Raw genomic sequence first — 17,488 nt, forward strand, 5'->3', positions numbered from 1 at the left:
TCTTAAACTTCATTTGCCTGCTGCACAATCTTCGCCAGTTTCAAAGTATTTTCAAGCTGTTGCAGCACGGTGTCGTCATATGCCGCGCCTTTGCCGGTTACGGCGAGTTGCAAGATGCTGTCAGTCAGGCGGACGATGCGCCACATCAGTTCGCGTTCGTATTTTTTCAAATCGTCGAGGTCGGCTTCTTCGGGTAGGTCGGCGGCGAGCGTCGCACCCAAGTCGGGAAGCTGTTCAAACAACCTCGCCACGATATGCGAATGCACTCCGGCCTGTTTTTCAGCGTGCAAGATTTCGTGTTTTGCCGCTTGGAAAAATTGCTCCTGCGCCGTCAGTGCGGAGCTGTAATCGCGTGTCTGCGTATGCGCCAAGCGCGCCAGCTTGAGCAATTCGCGGATTTTTTCAGACGGCGTATTCGCACCTTCGATTTTTAGTTCGGCAATAAAATCAGCATCTTCCTGAGTGATGCGTACACTAATTGGGATACGGTTCGTTGCATTCATATTCGTTTGCTTTGGTTTGTATTCATTTGAATACAAATATACAAGATGGGATTCTGCGGCGCAATACCTGAAACCGTATATTTATGTAAACATCAGGCCGTCTGAAACTTGATTTTCGGTTTTCAGACGGCCTTTTCCTTTATAATCCGTACATTATTTTCATACACATAGCAGGTTCTCCATGTCCAACAAACCCACACTCCTTCTCGTTGACGGTTCTTCTTATCTTTACCGCGCCTATCATGCTATGGGGCAGAATTTGTCCGCGCCCGACGGTGCGCCGACTGGGGCGATGTATGGCGTGTTGAACATGCTGCGCCGCCTGCGTGCGGATTATGTTCATGATTATTGCGCGGTGGTGTTTGACGCGAAGGGCAAGAATTTCCGCCACGAGATGTTCCCCGACTACAAGGCGACGCGCCCGCCGATGCCGGACGATTTGCGCCCGCAGGCGGAAGCTTTGCCGGATTTGGTGCGCCTGATGGGCTGGCCGGTGTTGGTTATTCCGCAGGTGGAAGCGGACGACGTTATCGGCACGTTGGCGGTGATGGCCAGTGAAGCAGGGTGGAACGTGGTGGTGTCCACCGGTGATAAGGACATGGCGCAGTTGGTGAATGAGCGCGTGACGCTGGTGAACACGATGAGTGGCGAAACGCTGGACATTGAAGGCGTTAAGGAAAAATTCGGCGTGCGCCCCGACCAAATCCGCGATTATCTCGCGCTGATGGGCGACAAGGTGGACAACGTGCCGGGCGTGGAGAAGTGCGGCCCGAAAACGGCGGTGAAGTGGCTGGAGGCTTACGGTTCGCTGGCTGGTGTGATGGAACACGCTGCGGAAATCAAGGGCAAGGTCGGCGAAAACCTGCAAGCCGCGTTGCCCCAACTGCCGCTGTCGTATGATTTGGTGACGATTAAAACCGATGTGGACTTGCACACCGAGCTTTCAGACGGCCTCGAAAGCCTGCGCCGCACTTCGCCGAAATGGTCGCAGCTTGCGGTCGATTTCAAACGCTGGGGTTTCCGCACTTGGCTGAAAGAAGCGGAAAGCCGTATGCACGAAGCGCAAAACACAGATTTGTTCGGCAGCGATACGATAGGCGAACAGGCGGCGTTGGATATGGAAACGTCGTCTGAAAGGCTGCCTGAAAAAGCCGTTGCGCCCGAAAAGCTGGATTATCAAGCTATTACCACCGAAGCGCAGTTTGCCGCTTTGTTGGACAAACTGGCGCAGGCGGACACAATCGGCATCGATACGGAAACCACGTCATTAGACGCGATGAACGCCGCGCTGGTCGGCATCAGCATCGCGTTCCAAGCAGGCGAAGCGGTTTATATCCCCGTAGGACACAGCCTGACTGCCGCGCCCGAACAGCTTGATTTGCAAGACGTATTAGGCCGTCTGAAACCGCATTTGGAAAACCCCGCTCTGAAAAAAATCGGGCAAAACCTCAAATACGACCAACACGTTTTCGCCAACTACGACATCGCCCTGAACGGCATTGCCGGCGATTCCATGCTCGCTTCCTACATCATCGAGAGCCATCTCGGTCACGGCTTGGACGAATTGTCCGAACGCTGGCTCGGCTTGGAAACCATTACCTACGAATCGCTGTGCGGCAAAGGCGCGAAGCAAATCGGTTTTGCCGATGTCGCCATCGGGCAGGCGACCGAATACGCCGCCCAAGACGCCGATTTCGCCCTGCGCCTCGAAGCGCACCTGCGCGCGCAAATGGACGCCAAACAGCTTGAAATGTATGAAAAAATGGAGCTACCCGTCGCGCAGGTATTGTTTGAAATGGAACGCAACGGCGTACAAATCGACCGCGCCGAACTCGCTCGCCAAAGCGCGGAACTAGGCGCCGAGCTGATGAAGCTCGAACAAGAAGCCTATGCCGCCGCAGGCCAGCCGTTCAACCTCAACTCGCCCAAACAGCTGCAAGAAATCCTGTTCGACAAAATGGGCATCCCCACCAAAGGCCTGAAAAAAACCGCCAAAGGCGGCATTTCCACCAACGAAGCCGTGCTCGAACAGCTCGCTCCCGACTACCCCCTGCCCAAAATCATCCTGCAAAACCGCAGCCTGGCGAAACTCAAATCCACCTACACCGACAAACTGCCCGAAATGATTTCCCCTAAAGACGGCCGCGTGCATACCACCTACGCCCAAGCCGTCGCCATTACTGGCCGCCTCGCCAGCAACAACCCCAACCTGCAAAACATCCCCATCCGCACCGCCGAAGGCCGCCGCGTGCGCCGCGCCTTCACCGCACCGCAAGGCAGCGTCATCGTTTCCGCCGACTATTCCCAAATCGAGCTGCGCATCATGGCGCACCTCTCCGGCGACAAAACTCTGATTACCGCGTTCCAAAACGGCGAAGACGTACACCGCCGCACCGCCGCCGAAGTATTCGGCATCGCCCCCGAAAACGTCTCGTCCGAACAACGTCGCTACGCCAAAACCATCAACTTCGGCCTGATTTACGGCATGGGCCAATACGGCCTCGCCAAATCATTGGGCATCGACAACATTTCCGCCAAAAACTTTATCGACCGCTACTTCGCCCGCTACCCCGGCGTCGCCGAATACATGCAGCGCACCAAAGAACAAGCCGCCGTGCAAGGCTTCGTCGAAACCCTGTTCGGCCGCCGCCTCTACCTGCCCGACATCCGCAACAAAAACGCCAACGCCCGTGCCGGAGCCGAACGCGCCGCCATCAACGCCCCCATGCAAGGCACCGCGTCCGACCTCATCAAACGCGCCATGATAGACGTATCCCGCTGGCTGGTTTCAGATGACCTGCAAAGCAAACTGATCATGCAGGTGCATGACGAATTGGTGTTGGAAGTACCCGAAGCCGAACTGGATTTAGTCAAAGAAAAACTGCCGCAGATTATGGCGAAAGTGGATGAAGGGATGTTGAACGTGCCGCTGGTGGCAGAAGTGGGCGTGGGTATGAATTGGGAAGAGGCGCATTGATTATGTAACCTCATATTTTTCAGCATTCTTTTCTTATTTCAAATAAATATATTTTATTTGTGTATTTGGATTTTAAATGAATAACAGGAAAAACATAGAGTTAGCTCGAAAACTATCTTGGATATCAAAACGTGAAAAGAAAATAAATCCTTCTATGAAAAAAATTTTTACAAAATTTTTCATGGATAACTGGAAAACAAAAATATCTACTTTGTTTACTTTATGCAGTATTGCTATTCCCTTTAGCTACTTAAATTACATAAACTCTAATTATTTATTTTATGATGCTTTGTCGTCGTTTAAAGCATGGATAGGGGCTTTTATATTATTTTCCATAATTATTATATTTGTTTTGGTTATTCCTTTGCTTTTTTCTTCTTTGTACTTTTTTATTCTGAAATCAAAATTTAGATATATAAAAGATAAAAATATATTGGTTAAATTCAATAATCTTTTCATTATAACGCCGATTATATCGATATTTTTAATAATTACAGCATATTTTTATGATTATAGTAGTTTACAAATAACTAATATCTTCCTAATTATGGTATTAGTGCCATCAGTTTTATGTCTTTTTTATGCTTTCAGATTGATACTTTTGTCTAAATATCCAATAGAATACTCAATAGAAGAAAAAACTGTTTGTGGAATACTAAAATCTAATGTTTTCAAGTCTGCTTGTATTATTGCCTTATCCCTTTTAATATTTAACTTTTTATTTGTAGTATTTTATTTTATATTAATCTTATCAGTATTACCTAAGGATTTTCCTGAGTGGCTAATGATATTAATAGATTTGGATAATTTTTTTAGGCTTTTAAACCAGTTTTTATATTCTATAATACTAATATTTATCTATATTGCTTCAAGCTTTAGACATAATTTCTTAATAAGAAATAATCAAAAATTAACTCCTATACATTATTTAAAAGAAAGCGTTATGGTAATTCTATCAGCTTTTCTTATTTTATTAATTTTAATTAAATTTATGCCTGAATATCCTAATTTTATCATTAATCCTATGCGCGCACTTGGATATATTGAAGATAAAAGAGATGCAAGATGGTACTCTATTGATAATAGATTTATAGAATGGAATAACTTTCAAGCGTTATTCTTAGATAAGAAAATAATCTATACGCAAGATCAAGTATGCTATAAAAAAGATTTTGATTTATCTAAGCTATCTAAAAAAGAAAAAATTCCATTTCATTTATACGGGTATATGGCTTGGAACACTGGGAATACTAGGATCTTCTGTCCTGTCTCGATTTCAATAGGAAAAGATATAGGTAGTAAATGTTGGCACATACCTAGCCAATATATAAATTTGATACCTAAAGAATAGCCAGCCGTAGGTTGGATACTTGTATCCAACCAAAGCCTCAACTATCTCAAAAGCTATCAGATTCAAGAATTCAACCTACCAAGACCGTAACCGCGTGCGTGCCTTGAAACCCCAAAAAATATCCGAGGCCATCTGAAAATCCCTAAATATTTTTAGACGGCCTTTTTGTATTTTTTCCGTTTTCTGTATTATTCATATTGATTTAAACACTCTTTCTTGAAAGGTAAAAATAATGTCGCTCACTTTAAAATCTGTTCTGATCGCCGATTTGCTCCTTTTTGCATTCCCAGCCGCTGCCCAAGATATTCCGCAAGCGTTTCAAGGCAAATGGGCCGGGCGTTCTGAAGGGAAGGTATCGCCCAAACATATAAGGGCTTTATGTGCCATGGGTTATGATGAAAACGCTGCTATGGATAATGTCGATGTGTCGGAAGATAGCGGCTTTTATATTGAAATAGGTAAAAAATCAATTGAATTAAAGGGTTGGGAATGGGGTGCGAAATATACGAAACTGAATTATCGAATTTATTCGACCGATAAAATTGCAGGTACGGCACGCGTTCGGGATGAGCAGCCGGAGCTAGGTACGCAGATTTATAACGATAATTTTGAGTTTTCTTTAAACCGAGGCGTGCTGACGCAAAGATTCCGTGATTACTCGACGGACGGCTCAGGCAAAAAAGTTTGGCTGACGCGTACGCTGATGCGTTGCAAATAATATTCGGTAAATCATTGCTTATCTGTTGATGTATTCATGATACATAAAGGAAACATGCTTAAGGCCGTCTGAAAATCCCTAAATATTTTCAGACGGCCTTTTTTATTCCGATTCTCTACATTCTATTCGCCGTATGCTTTTATTCTCGGCCGTTTGTCTCTTTTTTTCATGAATAATGTTGCCGGTGTTACAATCGGCATATTCTTATTGTTATCAAACAGGTGTTTTATGCAGTTTTTTGGCCTGCTTATTCCTATTATGATCGGCTATTTTCTTGATGAAATGGCCACGGGCGTGATTATTGGGTCGTTGTTTTGGTTGGTTGCTTGGTCAATCGCGAAACAGCGTCAAGAAGAGCGTTTGGCTGAATCTGCTACGGCAGGCGACAGGATGCAGAAGCTGGAGCAGGAAATCGAGCTGCTGAAACAGCGTTTGTTGGTGTTGGAACATGAGGCTGTCCGTGATGAGGCGAAGGTAGGGCAGGGGCTTGAAGCTCGGGCTGTTGCCGATGTTCAGACGGCCTCTGAGCCGCTTCAGGTTCGGGTTGAGCCTGAAGCGGAAGCTGCGCATGTTAAGCAGAAGATTGAGGAAGCGTTTGCCCCTTCTTTTTCTATACCTATTGATCCTGTTTCTGCCAAGGCTGCTGCTTCGTCTGAGCCTGTTGTGGAAGAAGTTATCGAGGCGGTTGCTCCGGTTGCTGCTGAACAAGCAGGGCTGCCTAAGGAAGAGGCTGTTGTTGCTTCGATGCCGTCTGAAAGCGAAGAAGCGCCATCGCGTCAATTCGTTATCCATAAAGCTCAGTCGGAAGGTGGAGAGTATAAGTTTTCCGACAATCCGATTGTTGCTTGGTTTTTGCGCGGTAATCCGCTGTTGAAAACCGGTATTGTGGTGCTGTTCCTCGGCTTGGCTTTTTTGCTGCGCTATGCCTCCGAGCGGGTTCATGTGCCGGTGGAGCTGCGTTATCTGACTGTGGCAGGCGCAGGTTTGGCGGCGGTGGTCGGCGGCTGGAAGCTGCAAAGCCGTAAGCGTGAATATGGCTTGGTGTTGCAGGGTTTCGGCGTGGCGGTGATGTATTTGACGGCGTTGGCGGCGTTGAAACTGCATCCGCTGCTGCCTGTGTCGGTCGTGTTCGGGCTGATGGTGGCGATGGTGGTACTGATGGCGTGGTTGGCGGTAAGGCAGAATGCGCAGATTATGGCGCAGGTTGCTTTAATCGGCGGTATGGCCGCGCCTTTGCTGACTTCAGACGGCAGCGGCAATTATTTGGTGCTGTTTTCTTATCTTGCCCTGCTCAACGGCGGTGTGGCCGCGATTGCTTGGTTTAAGGCATGGCGTCCGCTGAACCTGACGGGTTTTGTTGCTACTTTTGCCATTGCCGCGCTGTGGGGCATGCGAAGTTATACGCCGCAGCATTTCGCCACTACCGAACCTTTCTTGATTTACCACTGGCTGCTTTATACCTTTATCGCGTATCTGTTTGCACGCCGTAAGTTGACGGAAAACAGCGAAGACAGCGTTACGCCGATTGCCGACAATGCGACTTTGGAAGAAATCGGCAAGAGTATTTATACACACGGCCTGCGCGTGCATGTCCTCGACCATACTTTATTGTTTGGCACGATGGCGGCGGCGTTCGGCCTGCAATACCGCATGGTGGAGCATTGGCCGTCTGCGGATGCGCTTTCCGCATTGGGTTTTGCCGCTGTTTACGGACTGGCCGCGTTGCTGCTGAAACGTCAGCAGGGTTTGTATATTTTGCGTCAGGCGTTTTTTGCGTTGGCGGTGTTGTTCCTCACAATTGCCGTTCCGCTTTATTTTGAACCGAGCAATACGGTTATTTTGTGGAGTGCCGAATCTGCGCTGGTTTATTTCTTCGGTCTGCGCCAACAGCGTCCGCATATCCGTTTGGGTGCGCTGATGGTTTATCTCTTGGCGGCACTGATTCAGCTGGGCAATTATCAGGGCTTCGGCACCGATACCGTTCTGGAAGGTCAGTGGTTTACGACGGTTGTGGTGTTGCTTGGCGGAGCGGCGATTTATTTATTGTGGTATTTCTCGCGTCGTGAAGGTTCGGCGCAATGGGAAAAATCCGTTCAGACGGCCGTCTTGTCTGCTGCCTTGCTGTACATCTCTATTTTGCCTTTGCTCTTCTTGGCCGACCAAGGCAGCATTGTCGCTCTTTCCGCTTTGGCGGCGGCGTGCGCATTCTGCCGACGCAAACACGAGCCGAAGGTGTTCATCACATTTGCCTTGGGCAATGTATTGTTCGCCCTGTTGCTGCAATCCGGCATCATTTATGAATCCCAAGGCTTCCTGAGCCATCTGTACCTTATTGCCGCTACACCTTTGCTGTTTGCGGCTGCCTACGCGCTGCAATATCCGCGTGTGCCGGTTGCAAGTGAAAAGCCGGAAGGAAACGAGGTTTACTTTGCGCAGGTTTCAGGCTGGATCATCCTGCTTACAGCGTTGGCGACAGGCAGCTACGCCCTCTATACGCAATGGACAGGCGAGGAAACCCTGTTTATCGAGTTGTGGATGTGGCCGATATTTGCCGGCCTGCTGCTGTTTGCCAAACGTTTGAAATGGGAAGAGCTTCTGCAGGCAAACTTGGCATTCCTGCCCGTGTTTGCCCTGCATTTCGTCTTCTATCATACCGAACACGCATGGACAGCCGCCGCAGCCTTGCCGCTTGCCGCCGCCACCGTGTTGAACTTCATTATTTTGAACAATTATCCGCGCCCTGATCTGATTTGGCTGCACAAACTCAATATCACAATACTCGGCATACTTTGGACGCTTTGGACGGCGCTGTATGTCGGCGGCCTTCTCTCCGGCGTTTGGACTCAGCTTTCATGGCTGGTCGTGCCTTTGGCGATGTGGATTGTTTTCCATACGCAGCGCCAACGCGCATTTTTCAGACGGCATCAAACCATTTATCAGCATTTCGCCTTGCCGTTGTGCGCCCTTGCCGCCGCTTGTTGGATGCTGTGGACCAACTTCTCCACGCCGTTCCAACCTTCGCCGTTGCCGTATATTCCCGTGCTTAACCCAGTAGAACTCGCCAGTGCCGGCATGCTTTGGTTTGCCCTGAAATCCCTGCCCGACGCCTTGCCGCCCGACCTTCGCCGTACCACGGCAACTACAGTCGCCTCCTTGGCATTTATGCTGATCAGCGCAGGCGTGATGCGCGTATGGCATTTCTACGACGGCATCACTTGGCGTCTCGACATCATGCTCCAATCCTTCGGCCTGCAAGCCAGCCTCTCCGTCGTTTGGGCAGTAACCGCCATCATCTTGATGGTACTCGGCAACCGCCGCAAACAGCGTTCCTACTGGATGACAGGCGCGACGCTGATGGGCATCGTAGTCGTCAAACTCTTCCTGATCGAGCTTTCCAACAGCGGCGGTATCGCGCGCATCGTCTCCTTCATCATCGTCGGCCTGTTGCTGCTTCTGGTCGGCTGGTTTGCACCCGTTCCGCCCAAAGCAGAGAATGATGGAGAACACAAAGCCTAATCATTAACTTCAAATAAAAAGGCCGTCTGAAAAAAGCAGCGTTATCTGTTTTCAGACGGCCTTTATTTTTTAGAAGGTGCCATCTGCTTTGTTCTGGAATGACTAATCGTATTGAGTTATGATGCCTTTTAATATATAAATGGATAAGCCGTAGGCCGTCTGAAAAAAGCAAACGGGTGTAACCCGAATATCCGCATACCACGCATAATGCGCCCGACAGACTGACCATGGGCGGACACATAAAGATAAAAACCGCTACCGAAGGAAATAGAAAATGCCTAACCGCAATGAGCTTCCCTTAATTTATTCTTGTTCCGGATGTTCCGATGTGGCGCAGCTGGCCAACAACACAGCCGTGGCGCTCGACCATGCCGGAGAATTTGAAATGTCGTGCATTTCCGGCGTGGGCAGCAAAGTCGCACCGTTGGTACGCAAAGCGCAGTCCGGACGGCCGATGTTGGTTATTGACGGCTGTCATCTGCATTGCGCCAAATCGTGTTTGGAAAATGTGGGCGTCGAAATCCCGGAAGGGCATCATGTAAAACTATACGAACTAGGCTACAAAAAACGCTTTGGCAAAAGCTATGACGAAGCTACGGTAGAAGAAGTTTATCAATATGTTTTGACGAAGAAGGGCGATGTATTGAGCAGTTAACGACTTTTAATAATAAAAAATTTAATCAAGAGGAAACAATCCATGGAACAATTATTTATTCCCGGCAGTATTATTGCCGATTATTTTTATCTCGGCCTTTTCCTGCTGGTTGCCGCGTCTTTGATTGCGGGCTATGTCGATGCTATTGCGGGCGGAGCAGGGCTGATTTTGATTCCCGCATTTTTGATGGTAGGTTTACCGCCTCAGGTCGCGTTGGCACAGGAAAAATTGGTGAGTACCATCGGTACGGTGGCTGCGATTAAAAATTTTATGAAGAGCAGTTCGATCGTATGGCATATTGTGCCGGTTGGCATTGTTGCGGCTTTAATTGGGGCATTTGTCGGTGCAAAAGTCATTTTGATTCTTCCGGTGGAAACCATCAATTACATTATTCTTGCGTTTTTGCCCATAGGCTTACTGGCAACTTTGTTTAAAGGTGTTTTGCTGAAAAAAGAAGACGAGCGTGGCGAGATAAAAAAATCCGTTATCGCCGTATTTTTAACTTGTCTGATTGTTGGTTTTTATGACGGTTTTTTTGGCCCGGGTACAGGTAGTATTTTCATCATTGCTTTGTTTGTCATTAACAAATTGTCGTTGTTGCAGGCTTCGGCTACTTCCAAGATTTTCAATTTTGCTTCTAACATCGGGGCATTTGTTGCCTTCTTGATAGCAGGGAAAATGGCGTTCCTAATCGGAATCCCGATGATTTTGGCAAATTTGTTGGGCAACCATTTTGGCAGCCTCCATGCTATTAATTCAAACGGAGAAGTTATTCGTAAGGTTTTGGTCGTAACGGTTTTGCTGATTATCGTTTCAATGGCATATAAGGCTTTTTCGGCTTAGTAGGTAGATGTTAAAAGGCCGTCTGAAAAATTTTCAGACGGCCTACTTTTTATTAGTTATCTAAAAACTCATCTTCATGCCGCAAGCTGCGGATAAAGGTTTCAAAATCGGGGGCAAGTTCGACTATTTCAAAATCCCATTCTTGTTCGACAAGCACCACTTTCGGCTCTCCGTCTTTTCCACACTCTCGATAGTCCAAGGCAAACATGGCATGTCCTGCAGATGGGTCGTTAGCAAAATACACGCCGATAGGCGGATATTCCCATTCTTCCAGCCAAAGTTTTTGCCCCATCGCGCCGCACAGACTCCCTTCTTTTTCAAAACCGATTCCTGATACCTCGCAAATTTGCACATGATCTTCCGCCCACGAATTTCTCTGAGTAGTCGGAAAGCAGTTTTTGATAAATATCCCGCCGTTTTGTACTGCCATCAATGCAATAAAACTTTGTGGCAATTTATAGCCTAGCTCATTTTCTACAGCAGCCAAAATCTCAGGGGTAAATGGGGCTTCTTTGTAGTCCTTATCCGCCCAACTATTAGATTCCCAAACGGAGGACAAATCAAAATCTTTAAAAACTTGGGGCATAATGTTCTTCCTTATTGATTTCAGTTATAACAGGTGGGTGGATATTTATACCCGACTTTTACCGTCTGTCATTCCCGTCTGAGCGGAAATGACAGCGGAATTTGGGGCAAAGCTTGTTGCCCTCGTTTTTCAGACGACCTCTGTCATCTCCCTTTTACATCTCTTCCAATTTCGCAAACTTGGTGTCCAACTCTTTCACGCCCTGTTTGCCGAAGTTGATGGTCAGTCGGGCGGATTCGCCTTTGTCCACGGCATCGATGATGACGCCGGTGCCGAATTTGGCGTGGCGGACGTTTTGGCCGATACGGAAGCCTGCGTAGGTTTGCGGCTGTTTGTAATCGTCGATGATTTTGTCTTTTGGGGCGGCGGTTTGGCGCGTGTTGCCGTAGCTGTCGTAGGCGGGTTTTTTGACGGACAGGTAGTGCAATACTTCGGGCGGGATTTCTTCGACGAAGCGGGAGACGATGCCGAATTGGGTTTGTCCGTGCAGCATGCGTTGTTGCGCCATGGTGATGTAGAGGCGTTTTCGGGCGCGGGTGATGGCGACGTACATGAGGCGGCGTTCTTCTTCGAGGCCGCCGCGTTCGGCGAGGCTCATTTCGCTGGGGAAGCGGCCTTCTTCCATGCCGGTGAGGAAGACGGCGTTAAATTCCAAGCCTTTGGAGGCGTGGACGGTCATGAGTTGGACGGCTTTTTCGCCTGCGCCTGCTTGGTTTTCGCCGGATTCGAGGGCGGCGTTGCTGAGGAAGGCGAGGATGGGGAAGGCGGGGTCGTCTGAAATGTTTTCGGGCAGGGTTTCAAAGTTGCTATCTTCGGGTTTGAACTCGATGGCGGCGTTGACGAGTTCGTCGAGGTTGTCGAGGCGGTCTTGGTTGTCGCCTTTTTGGGTTTTGTAGTGTTCGGTCAGGCCGCTGTCTTTGAGGATGCCGACAATGATTTCGGACAGGGGCATTTGTCCGACTTGGTTGCGCAGGGCTTCAATCAGGCGGACGAAGGCGGCGATTTTGGTGGCTTTTGCGCCGGCATTGCAGGCTGCCTGCCAAAGGGTGATGCCTTGTTCGTTTGAGGCCGTCTGAAGGTTTTCAATGGTGCGTGCGCCGATGCCGCGCGGTGGGAAGTTGATGACGCGCAAGAGGGCGTTGTCGTCGTCGGGATTGACGGCGAGGCGCAGGTAGGCGAGGGCGTGTTTGATTTCTTGGCGTTCGTAAAAGCGCAGGCCGCCGTAGATTTTGTAGGGAATGCCGCTGCGGAACAGGCTTTGTTCGATAACGCGCGATTGGGCGTTGCTGCGGTAGAGAACGGCGATTTCGTCCAAATCCCAGCCTTCGCGTTCGAGGGCTTTGGTTTCGTCCACGATGAATTGGGCTTCTTCGAGGTCGGTAAAGGCGGAGTAGTAGCGGATTTTGTCGCCTGCTTCGGCGTCGGTACGCAGGTTTTTGCCGAGGCGTTCGTCGTTGTTTTCGATAACGGCGTTGGCGGCGGCGAGGATGTTGCCGACGGAGCGGTAGTTTTGTTCGAGTTTGACGGGCGCGTCGATGTGGAACTCTTCCATCAGCGCGGTCATGTTGCCGACGTGCGCGCCGCGGAACCGGTAGATGCTTTGGTCGTCGTCGCCGACGGCAAATACCGCCGCGTTGCCCCCCGCCATGAGTTTGAGCCAGGCGTATTGCAGTTTGTTGGTGTCTTGGAACTCGTCAACGAGAATGTGATTGAAGCGGTTTTGATAGTGCTGGCGCAGGATTTCGTTGCTTTGCAGCATTTCGTAGCTGCGGAGCATGAGTTCGGCGAAATCGACTACGCCTTCGCGTTGGCAGATTTTGTCGTATTCGGCGTAGCATTCAATCATGCGGCTTGTGTGCGGGTCGGGTGCGCTCAACACGGAAGCGCGCAAACCGGATTCTTTTTGCGCGTTGATAAAGCCTTGCAGCGAACGCGGTGCGATGATTTCTTCGGCGATGTTGAGGCTTTTGAGCAGGCGTTTGATGAGGGAAAGCTGGTCGCCGCTGTCGAGGATTTGAAAGGAAGACGGCAGACCGGCATCGCGGTGGTGCAGCCGTAGAAAGCGGTGGCACAAGCCGTGGAACGTGCCGAGCCACATGGCGCGGACGTTGATGGGAATCATCGCGCCGAGTCGGGTTTGCATTTCTTTGGCGGCTTTGTTGGTAAACGTTACCGCCATAATGCTGTGTACGCTGGCTTGTCCGCTTTGCAAAAGCCATGCGATGCGCGTGGTCAGTACGCGCGTCTTGCCGCTGCCCGCGCCTGCCAAAACGAGGGCGGATTGCGGCGGCCAGGTTACGGCGGAGAGTTGTTCGGGGTTTAAGCCTTGAAGCAGATTGGGGGCGGATTCGTTGGGAAACATGAAGAGGCCGTCTGAAAATAAATGGGAATGCGATATTTTAAAGGAAATACAAAAGGCCGTCTGAAAAGATGTTTCAGACGGCCTTTGTGTTGGAAGCCGATTAGAACGGACGTACTTCCAAACCGAACATACGGCGCGCGGTGTTCAGCATTTGGCAGCTGAAGCCCCACTCGTTGTCGTACCATGCGAACACTTTAACCATTTTGCCTTCGGTTACTTTGGTCAGCGTAGAGTCGAATGTGCTGGCTTGGGTGGTGTGGTTGAAGTCCATAGAAACCAGCGGCAGGGTGTTGTAACCCAAAACGCCTTTCAGACGGCCTTCTTCGGAAGCGGCTTTCATCAGCGCGTTGATTTCTTCGACAGAAGTCTCACGGCTTGCTTGGAAGCTCAAATCAACCAGGGAAACGTTGACGGTCGGTACGCGGATGGCGAGGCCGTCGAGTTTGCCTTTGAGGGCAGGCAATACCAAGCCGACGGCTTTTGCCGCGCCGGTTTTGGTCGGAATCATGTTTTCCACGCCGCTACGCGCACGGCGCAGGTCTTTGTGGCGTACGTCGGTGACGGTTTGGTCGTTGGTCAGTGCGTGGATGGTGGTCATCACGCCGTTTACGATGCCGATGTTTTCGTTCAACACTTTGGCTACGGGTGCCAGGCAGTTGGTGGTACAAGACGCGTTGGAGATAACGGTCATGTCGCCGGTAATCACGTCGTCGTTTACGCCGTAAACGATGGTTGCGTCAACGTCATCGCCGCCTGGAGCGGAAATCAGTACTTTTTTCGCGCCGCTTTCCAAGTGGATTTTGGCTTTCTCTTTGCTGGTGAACGCGCCGGTACATTCCATTACCAGGTCAACGCCCAATTCGCCCCATGGCAATTCGGCAGGATTGCGGGTGGAGAAGTAAGGGATTTTTTTACCGTTGATGATGAGGTGTTTTTCATCATGGGAAACATCGGCGTCAAAGCGGCCGTGAACAGTGTCAAATTTGGTCAGGTGGGCGTTGGTCTCGATGCTGCCGCTGGCGTTGATGGCAACGATGTCGAGTTGGTCTTGCAGTTTGTAGTCGAAAATAGCGCGCACTACTTGGCGGCCGATGCGGCCGTAACCGTTGATGGCAACTTTGATACCCATGGCTTTTCCTCTTCTTTTGGGTTTGGGTTGTGGATTGAATGGCGGCAATTATAGCAAAAATGTAGTGCTGTGTAATTAATGTTTTATTGAAATTTTTTGATTCGATTATTTTTGATTGTAGATGATTAGAGTAGAAATACGGGTTTAAAATTAATCTTATTTTGGAGTTCTTGTTATTTTATTTTTTATTCATTTTATTTTTAATATTTTATGCTTATTTGAAATCATGGTGATGATGGGCGTAGAAAAAGGCGGATTGTTTTTGTTTATATTAAACGGAATTTTGGGACGGTTTCTTGATTACAACATGCAACAGTGAAATTTCAGACGGCCCGGATGGGACGGAAGGGAAACAGGCCGTCTGAAACATTTTGATGACGGGGGATTTGAATGCGTTGGGTTGCCGCTTTTCCTTACGGGATAAGGGGAAGGCGGTTTGCGGCGAGGGCGGTTGTCAGTGGGAAGAGGAGGGAAAAACGGGGCTTGGGTGTTGCGTTTGGCTTGTATATAAAGAAGTGTATGAAGATTTTAGTCGTAGTGCATGAAGATTTTCCTTGCGATTTTAATGCAATACTGACTTGCCAACAGTGTTAAATTTTTTTACGATAAGGTCAGATTATGTTTGCATGGCCATAAGCGGTGCATTCTTTAATACCGGATATTATCCTTGTCCGAATATCTATTTTAACCGGCCGCTTTGTCCGGCCTGATTTCTAAATATATACGCGCAAGGCCGGGAGGCCTTGACGACACTCGATTTTTAAGAGGTTCATTGTGTCAAATTCTCAATCCAGCGAACGCGCGACGTTTAGCAGTCGCCGTGCCTTTATGTTTGCCGCCATCGGCTCGGCCGTGGGCTTAGGCAACATTTGGCGTTTCCCTTACATCGCCTTCGACAACGGCGGCGGTGCTTTCGTCCTCCCTTATTTGGTTGCGCTGTTGACGGCAGGTATTCCGCTGTTGCTGCTCGACTATGCCATCGGCCACCGTTACCGCGGTTCGCCTCCTTTGGCCTTCCGCCGCCTCGGCCGTTGGTTTGAGCCGGTGGGTTGGTGGAACTTCCTGACCAACGTCATCATCTGTATCTATTACGCCGTGATTGTCGGCTGGGCGGCAAGCTATGCCTATTATTCGTTTACTTCGGCATGGGGTGCGGATCCGCAGGCATTCTTCTTCAAAGACTTCCTGCAAATGGCCGATGCCAAAGACTTGGGCTTGGACTTTGTCGGCAAAGTGGCCGGCCCGCTGATTGCCGTTTGGGTGTTTACGCTGGTGATTATGGCTTTGGGCGTGCAAAAAGGCGTAGCCGGTTCGTCCACATTCTTCATGCCGTTATTGGTGGTGATGTTTGTCATCATGGTGGGCATCGCCCTGACCCTGCCGGGTGCGGCAAAAGGTTTGGACGCTTTGTTTACGCCTGACTGGAGCCGTTTGGCGGATCCGAAAGTCTGGGTAGCCGCATACGGTCAAATTTTCTTCTCGCTCTCCATCTGCTTCGGCATCATGATTACTTATTCTTCTTACCTGAAGAAAAAAACCGACTTGGGCGGCACAGGCTTGGTTGTCGGTTTTGCCAACAGCAGCTTCGAGTTGCTCGCCGGTATCGGCGTATTTGCCGCATTGGGCTTTATGGCTCAAGCCGCAGGCAAAGAAGTCAGCGAAGTGGCATCCAGCGGTATCGGTTTGGCGTTTATCGCGTTTCCGACCATCATCAACCAAGCCCCTATGGGCGCGTTGATCGGCGTGTTGTTCTTCGGCTCGCTGGTGTTTGCGGGGGTAACTTCCATGATTTCCATCGTTGAAGTGATTGTGGCCGCGATTCAAGACAAAATGAACATCGGCCGTGTCAGCGCAACGCTGATTGCAGGCGTTCCCATGGCGATTATTTCCACCTTGCTGTTCGGTACGACCACCGGCCTACCTGTGTTGGACGTATTGGACAAATTCATCAATACTTACGGCATTGTGGCTGCCGGTTTTGTTTACGTTCTGGCGATTGTCTTGTTGAACAAGCTGCCGGAACTGCGCAACCACTTAAACGCGCTGTCTTCCATCCGTGTCGGTAAAGTGTGGACCGCCAGCGTGGTGGTGACTGTCGCTATGCTCGGCTATATGCTGTATCAAGATACCGCCGGCCTCTTAAAAGAGAATTACAGCGGCTATCCTGACAGCTTCCTCAATATCTTCGGTTGGGGCATGGTGGGCGCCATCCTCGTATTGTCGGTCTTGCTGTCGTTCTTGCCGTGGAAACACGGTCAGGGCTTCAACGTCAAAGACGAACATGAACACGAACGTGAAGGAGAAGAATAATGAGCACTTCAGCTATTGTCATGATGCTTGTCGCACTGATTGTCATTTGGGGCGGATTCATCGTCTCCGTCCTGCGCCTGCCTAAAGAATAAGGCTTGAGCAAATGAAAAGGCCGTCTGAAAGTCATTTTTCAGACGGCCTTTTTGCCGCATGGCAAGGGGATGGAAGAGGGGGGATCATCTTGGTGGACGGCATGGGCGAGATTTTTAATAATGGATGACCGGGTATGATGTATAAATTATATCTATTTGTTTTAAAAAGATTTAAATCCGATTATCGTGTTAATAAACCGTTGTTCCCTTCAATCTTTGCCCGCTGTTTTCTTTGTTCTAGAATAAAGTCTGCAATGCCTTTTATGAGGCATTAGGTACAGTATCCGTTTATTTGTTAAGGAGAATTTTATGGCTAAAGTACATCAACCAAGTAAAGAAGGTGATTCTGAAGATTTTGTTATCCGCCTCGATCCGCGCGAATGGGATGGCACTTTTTCAGGAGAAGGAAAAGGACCTAATGACGGCTATGATGATGACCATACCAT

12 protein-coding genes are annotated in these 17,488 nt (G+C 49.3%); 8 read left to right on the forward strand and 4 right to left on the reverse strand.

Annotated elements, in window-relative coordinates; all coding sequences use genetic code 11:
• Nucleotides 1-2: 2 nt before the first annotated feature.
• The gene (locus HMPREF2596_RS01530) at nt 3-503 is read right to left on the reverse strand and encodes a hypothetical protein (RefSeq protein ID WP_049344991.1); all 501 of its coding nucleotides are present in this window, start codon (nt 501-503) and stop codon (nt 3-5) included.
• 181 nt (nt 504-684) lie between these two features.
• Between HMPREF2596_RS01530 and polA the strand changes: the two genes are divergently transcribed.
• From polA to HMPREF2596_RS01560, 6 genes are all read left to right on the forward strand, one after another.
• Entirely contained in the window at nt 685-3,480 is a 2,796-nt protein-coding gene (gene polA / locus HMPREF2596_RS01535) for a DNA polymerase I (RefSeq protein ID WP_070849091.1), read from the forward strand.
• Nucleotides 3,481-3,556: 76 nt separating this feature from the next.
• The gene (locus tag HMPREF2596_RS01540; protein WP_141762662.1) at nt 3,557-4,831 is read left to right on the forward strand and encodes a hypothetical protein; all 1,275 of its coding nucleotides are present in this window, start codon (nt 3,557-3,559) and stop codon (nt 4,829-4,831) included.
• A gap of 232 nt (nt 4,832-5,063) precedes the next feature.
• Nucleotides 5,064-5,549: a hypothetical protein gene (locus tag HMPREF2596_RS01545; protein ID WP_070849096.1), complete on the forward strand. Its 486-nt coding sequence runs from the start codon at nt 5,064-5,066 to the stop codon at nt 5,547-5,549.
• A 228-nt stretch (nt 5,550-5,777) separates the two neighbouring features.
• Nucleotides 5,778-9,065, forward strand: coding sequence for a DUF2339 domain-containing protein (locus HMPREF2596_RS01550; RefSeq protein WP_114139646.1), 3,288 nt, complete (start codon nt 5,778-5,780; stop codon nt 9,063-9,065).
• A 274-nt stretch (nt 9,066-9,339) separates the two neighbouring features.
• Nucleotides 9,340-9,720, forward strand: coding sequence for a putative zinc-binding protein (locus HMPREF2596_RS01555; RefSeq protein WP_070849102.1), 381 nt, complete (start codon nt 9,340-9,342; stop codon nt 9,718-9,720).
• 42 nt (nt 9,721-9,762) lie between these two features.
• A complete protein-coding gene (locus HMPREF2596_RS01560; RefSeq protein WP_003748132.1) occupies nt 9,763-10,563 on the forward strand; it encodes a sulfite exporter TauE/SafE family protein in 801 nt (266 codons plus the stop codon).
• 52 nt (nt 10,564-10,615) lie between these two features.
• Here HMPREF2596_RS01560 and HMPREF2596_RS01565 read toward each other — a convergent pair whose 3' ends face one another.
• The 3 genes from HMPREF2596_RS01565 to gap all read right to left on the reverse strand — a co-directional run bounded on the left by HMPREF2596_RS01565 (nt 10,616) and on the right by gap (nt 14,640).
• A complete protein-coding gene (locus tag HMPREF2596_RS01565; protein ID WP_070849105.1) occupies nt 10,616-11,149 on the reverse strand; it encodes an SMI1/KNR4 family protein in 534 nt (177 codons plus the stop codon).
• Nucleotides 11,150-11,303: 154 nt separating this feature from the next.
• A complete protein-coding gene (gene uvrD / locus HMPREF2596_RS01570; RefSeq protein WP_070849107.1) occupies nt 11,304-13,511 on the reverse strand; it encodes a DNA helicase II in 2,208 nt (735 codons plus the stop codon).
• Nucleotides 13,512-13,611: 100 nt separating this feature from the next.
• Entirely contained in the window at nt 13,612-14,640 is a 1,029-nt protein-coding gene (gap, locus tag HMPREF2596_RS01575) for a type I glyceraldehyde-3-phosphate dehydrogenase (protein ID WP_003748138.1), read from the reverse strand.
• A gap of 774 nt (nt 14,641-15,414) precedes the next feature.
• Between gap and HMPREF2596_RS01585 the strand changes: the two genes are divergently transcribed.
• Together HMPREF2596_RS01585 and HMPREF2596_RS10830 are read left to right on the forward strand one after the other, a co-directional pair.
• Nucleotides 15,415-16,950 (forward strand): sodium-dependent transporter, encoded by a 1,536-nt coding sequence (locus tag HMPREF2596_RS01585; protein ID WP_083324965.1) that lies wholly within the window; start codon nt 15,415-15,417, stop codon nt 16,948-16,950.
• A complete protein-coding gene (locus HMPREF2596_RS10830; RefSeq protein ID WP_036493939.1) occupies nt 16,950-17,042 on the forward strand; it encodes a methionine/alanine import family NSS transporter small subunit in 93 nt (30 codons plus the stop codon). The genes HMPREF2596_RS01585 and HMPREF2596_RS10830 overlap by 1 nt, the downstream gene beginning before the upstream one ends.
• Nucleotides 17,043-17,488 lie beyond the last annotated feature (446 nt).

It is taken from the genome of Neisseria sp. HMSC078C12 (assembly GCF_001838065.1).
Classification (GTDB): Bacteria; Pseudomonadota; Gammaproteobacteria; order Burkholderiales; family Neisseriaceae; genus Neisseria.

Coding starts and splice junctions, on each gene's coding strand:
- HMPREF2596_RS01540 (WP_141762662.1), top strand. CDS start 3,557: ATGAATAACAGGAAAAACATAGAGTTAGCTCGAAAACTATCTTGGATA.
- HMPREF2596_RS01560 (WP_003748132.1), top strand. CDS start 9,763: ATGGAACAATTATTTATTCCCGGCAGTATTATTGCCGATTATTTTTAT.
- HMPREF2596_RS10830 (WP_036493939.1), top strand. CDS start 16,950: ATGAGCACTTCAGCTATTGTCATGATGCTTGTCGCACTGATTGTCATT.
- polA (WP_070849091.1), top strand. CDS start 685: ATGTCCAACAAACCCACACTCCTTCTCGTTGACGGTTCTTCTTATCTT.
- HMPREF2596_RS01530 (WP_049344991.1), bottom strand. CDS start 503: ATGAATGCAACGAACCGTATCCCAATTAGTGTACGCATCACTCAGGAA.
- HMPREF2596_RS01545 (WP_070849096.1), top strand. CDS start 5,064: ATGTCGCTCACTTTAAAATCTGTTCTGATCGCCGATTTGCTCCTTTTT.
- gap (WP_003748138.1), bottom strand. CDS start 14,640: ATGGGTATCAAAGTTGCCATCAACGGTTACGGCCGCATCGGCCGCCAA.
- HMPREF2596_RS01565 (WP_070849105.1), bottom strand. CDS start 11,149: ATGCCCCAAGTTTTTAAAGATTTTGATTTGTCCTCCGTTTGGGAATCT.
- HMPREF2596_RS01550 (WP_114139646.1), top strand. CDS start 5,778: ATGCAGTTTTTTGGCCTGCTTATTCCTATTATGATCGGCTATTTTCTT.
- uvrD (WP_070849107.1), bottom strand. CDS start 13,511: ATGTTTCCCAACGAATCCGCCCCCAATCTGCTTCAAGGCTTAAACCCC.
- HMPREF2596_RS01555 (WP_070849102.1), top strand. CDS start 9,340: ATGCCTAACCGCAATGAGCTTCCCTTAATTTATTCTTGTTCCGGATGT.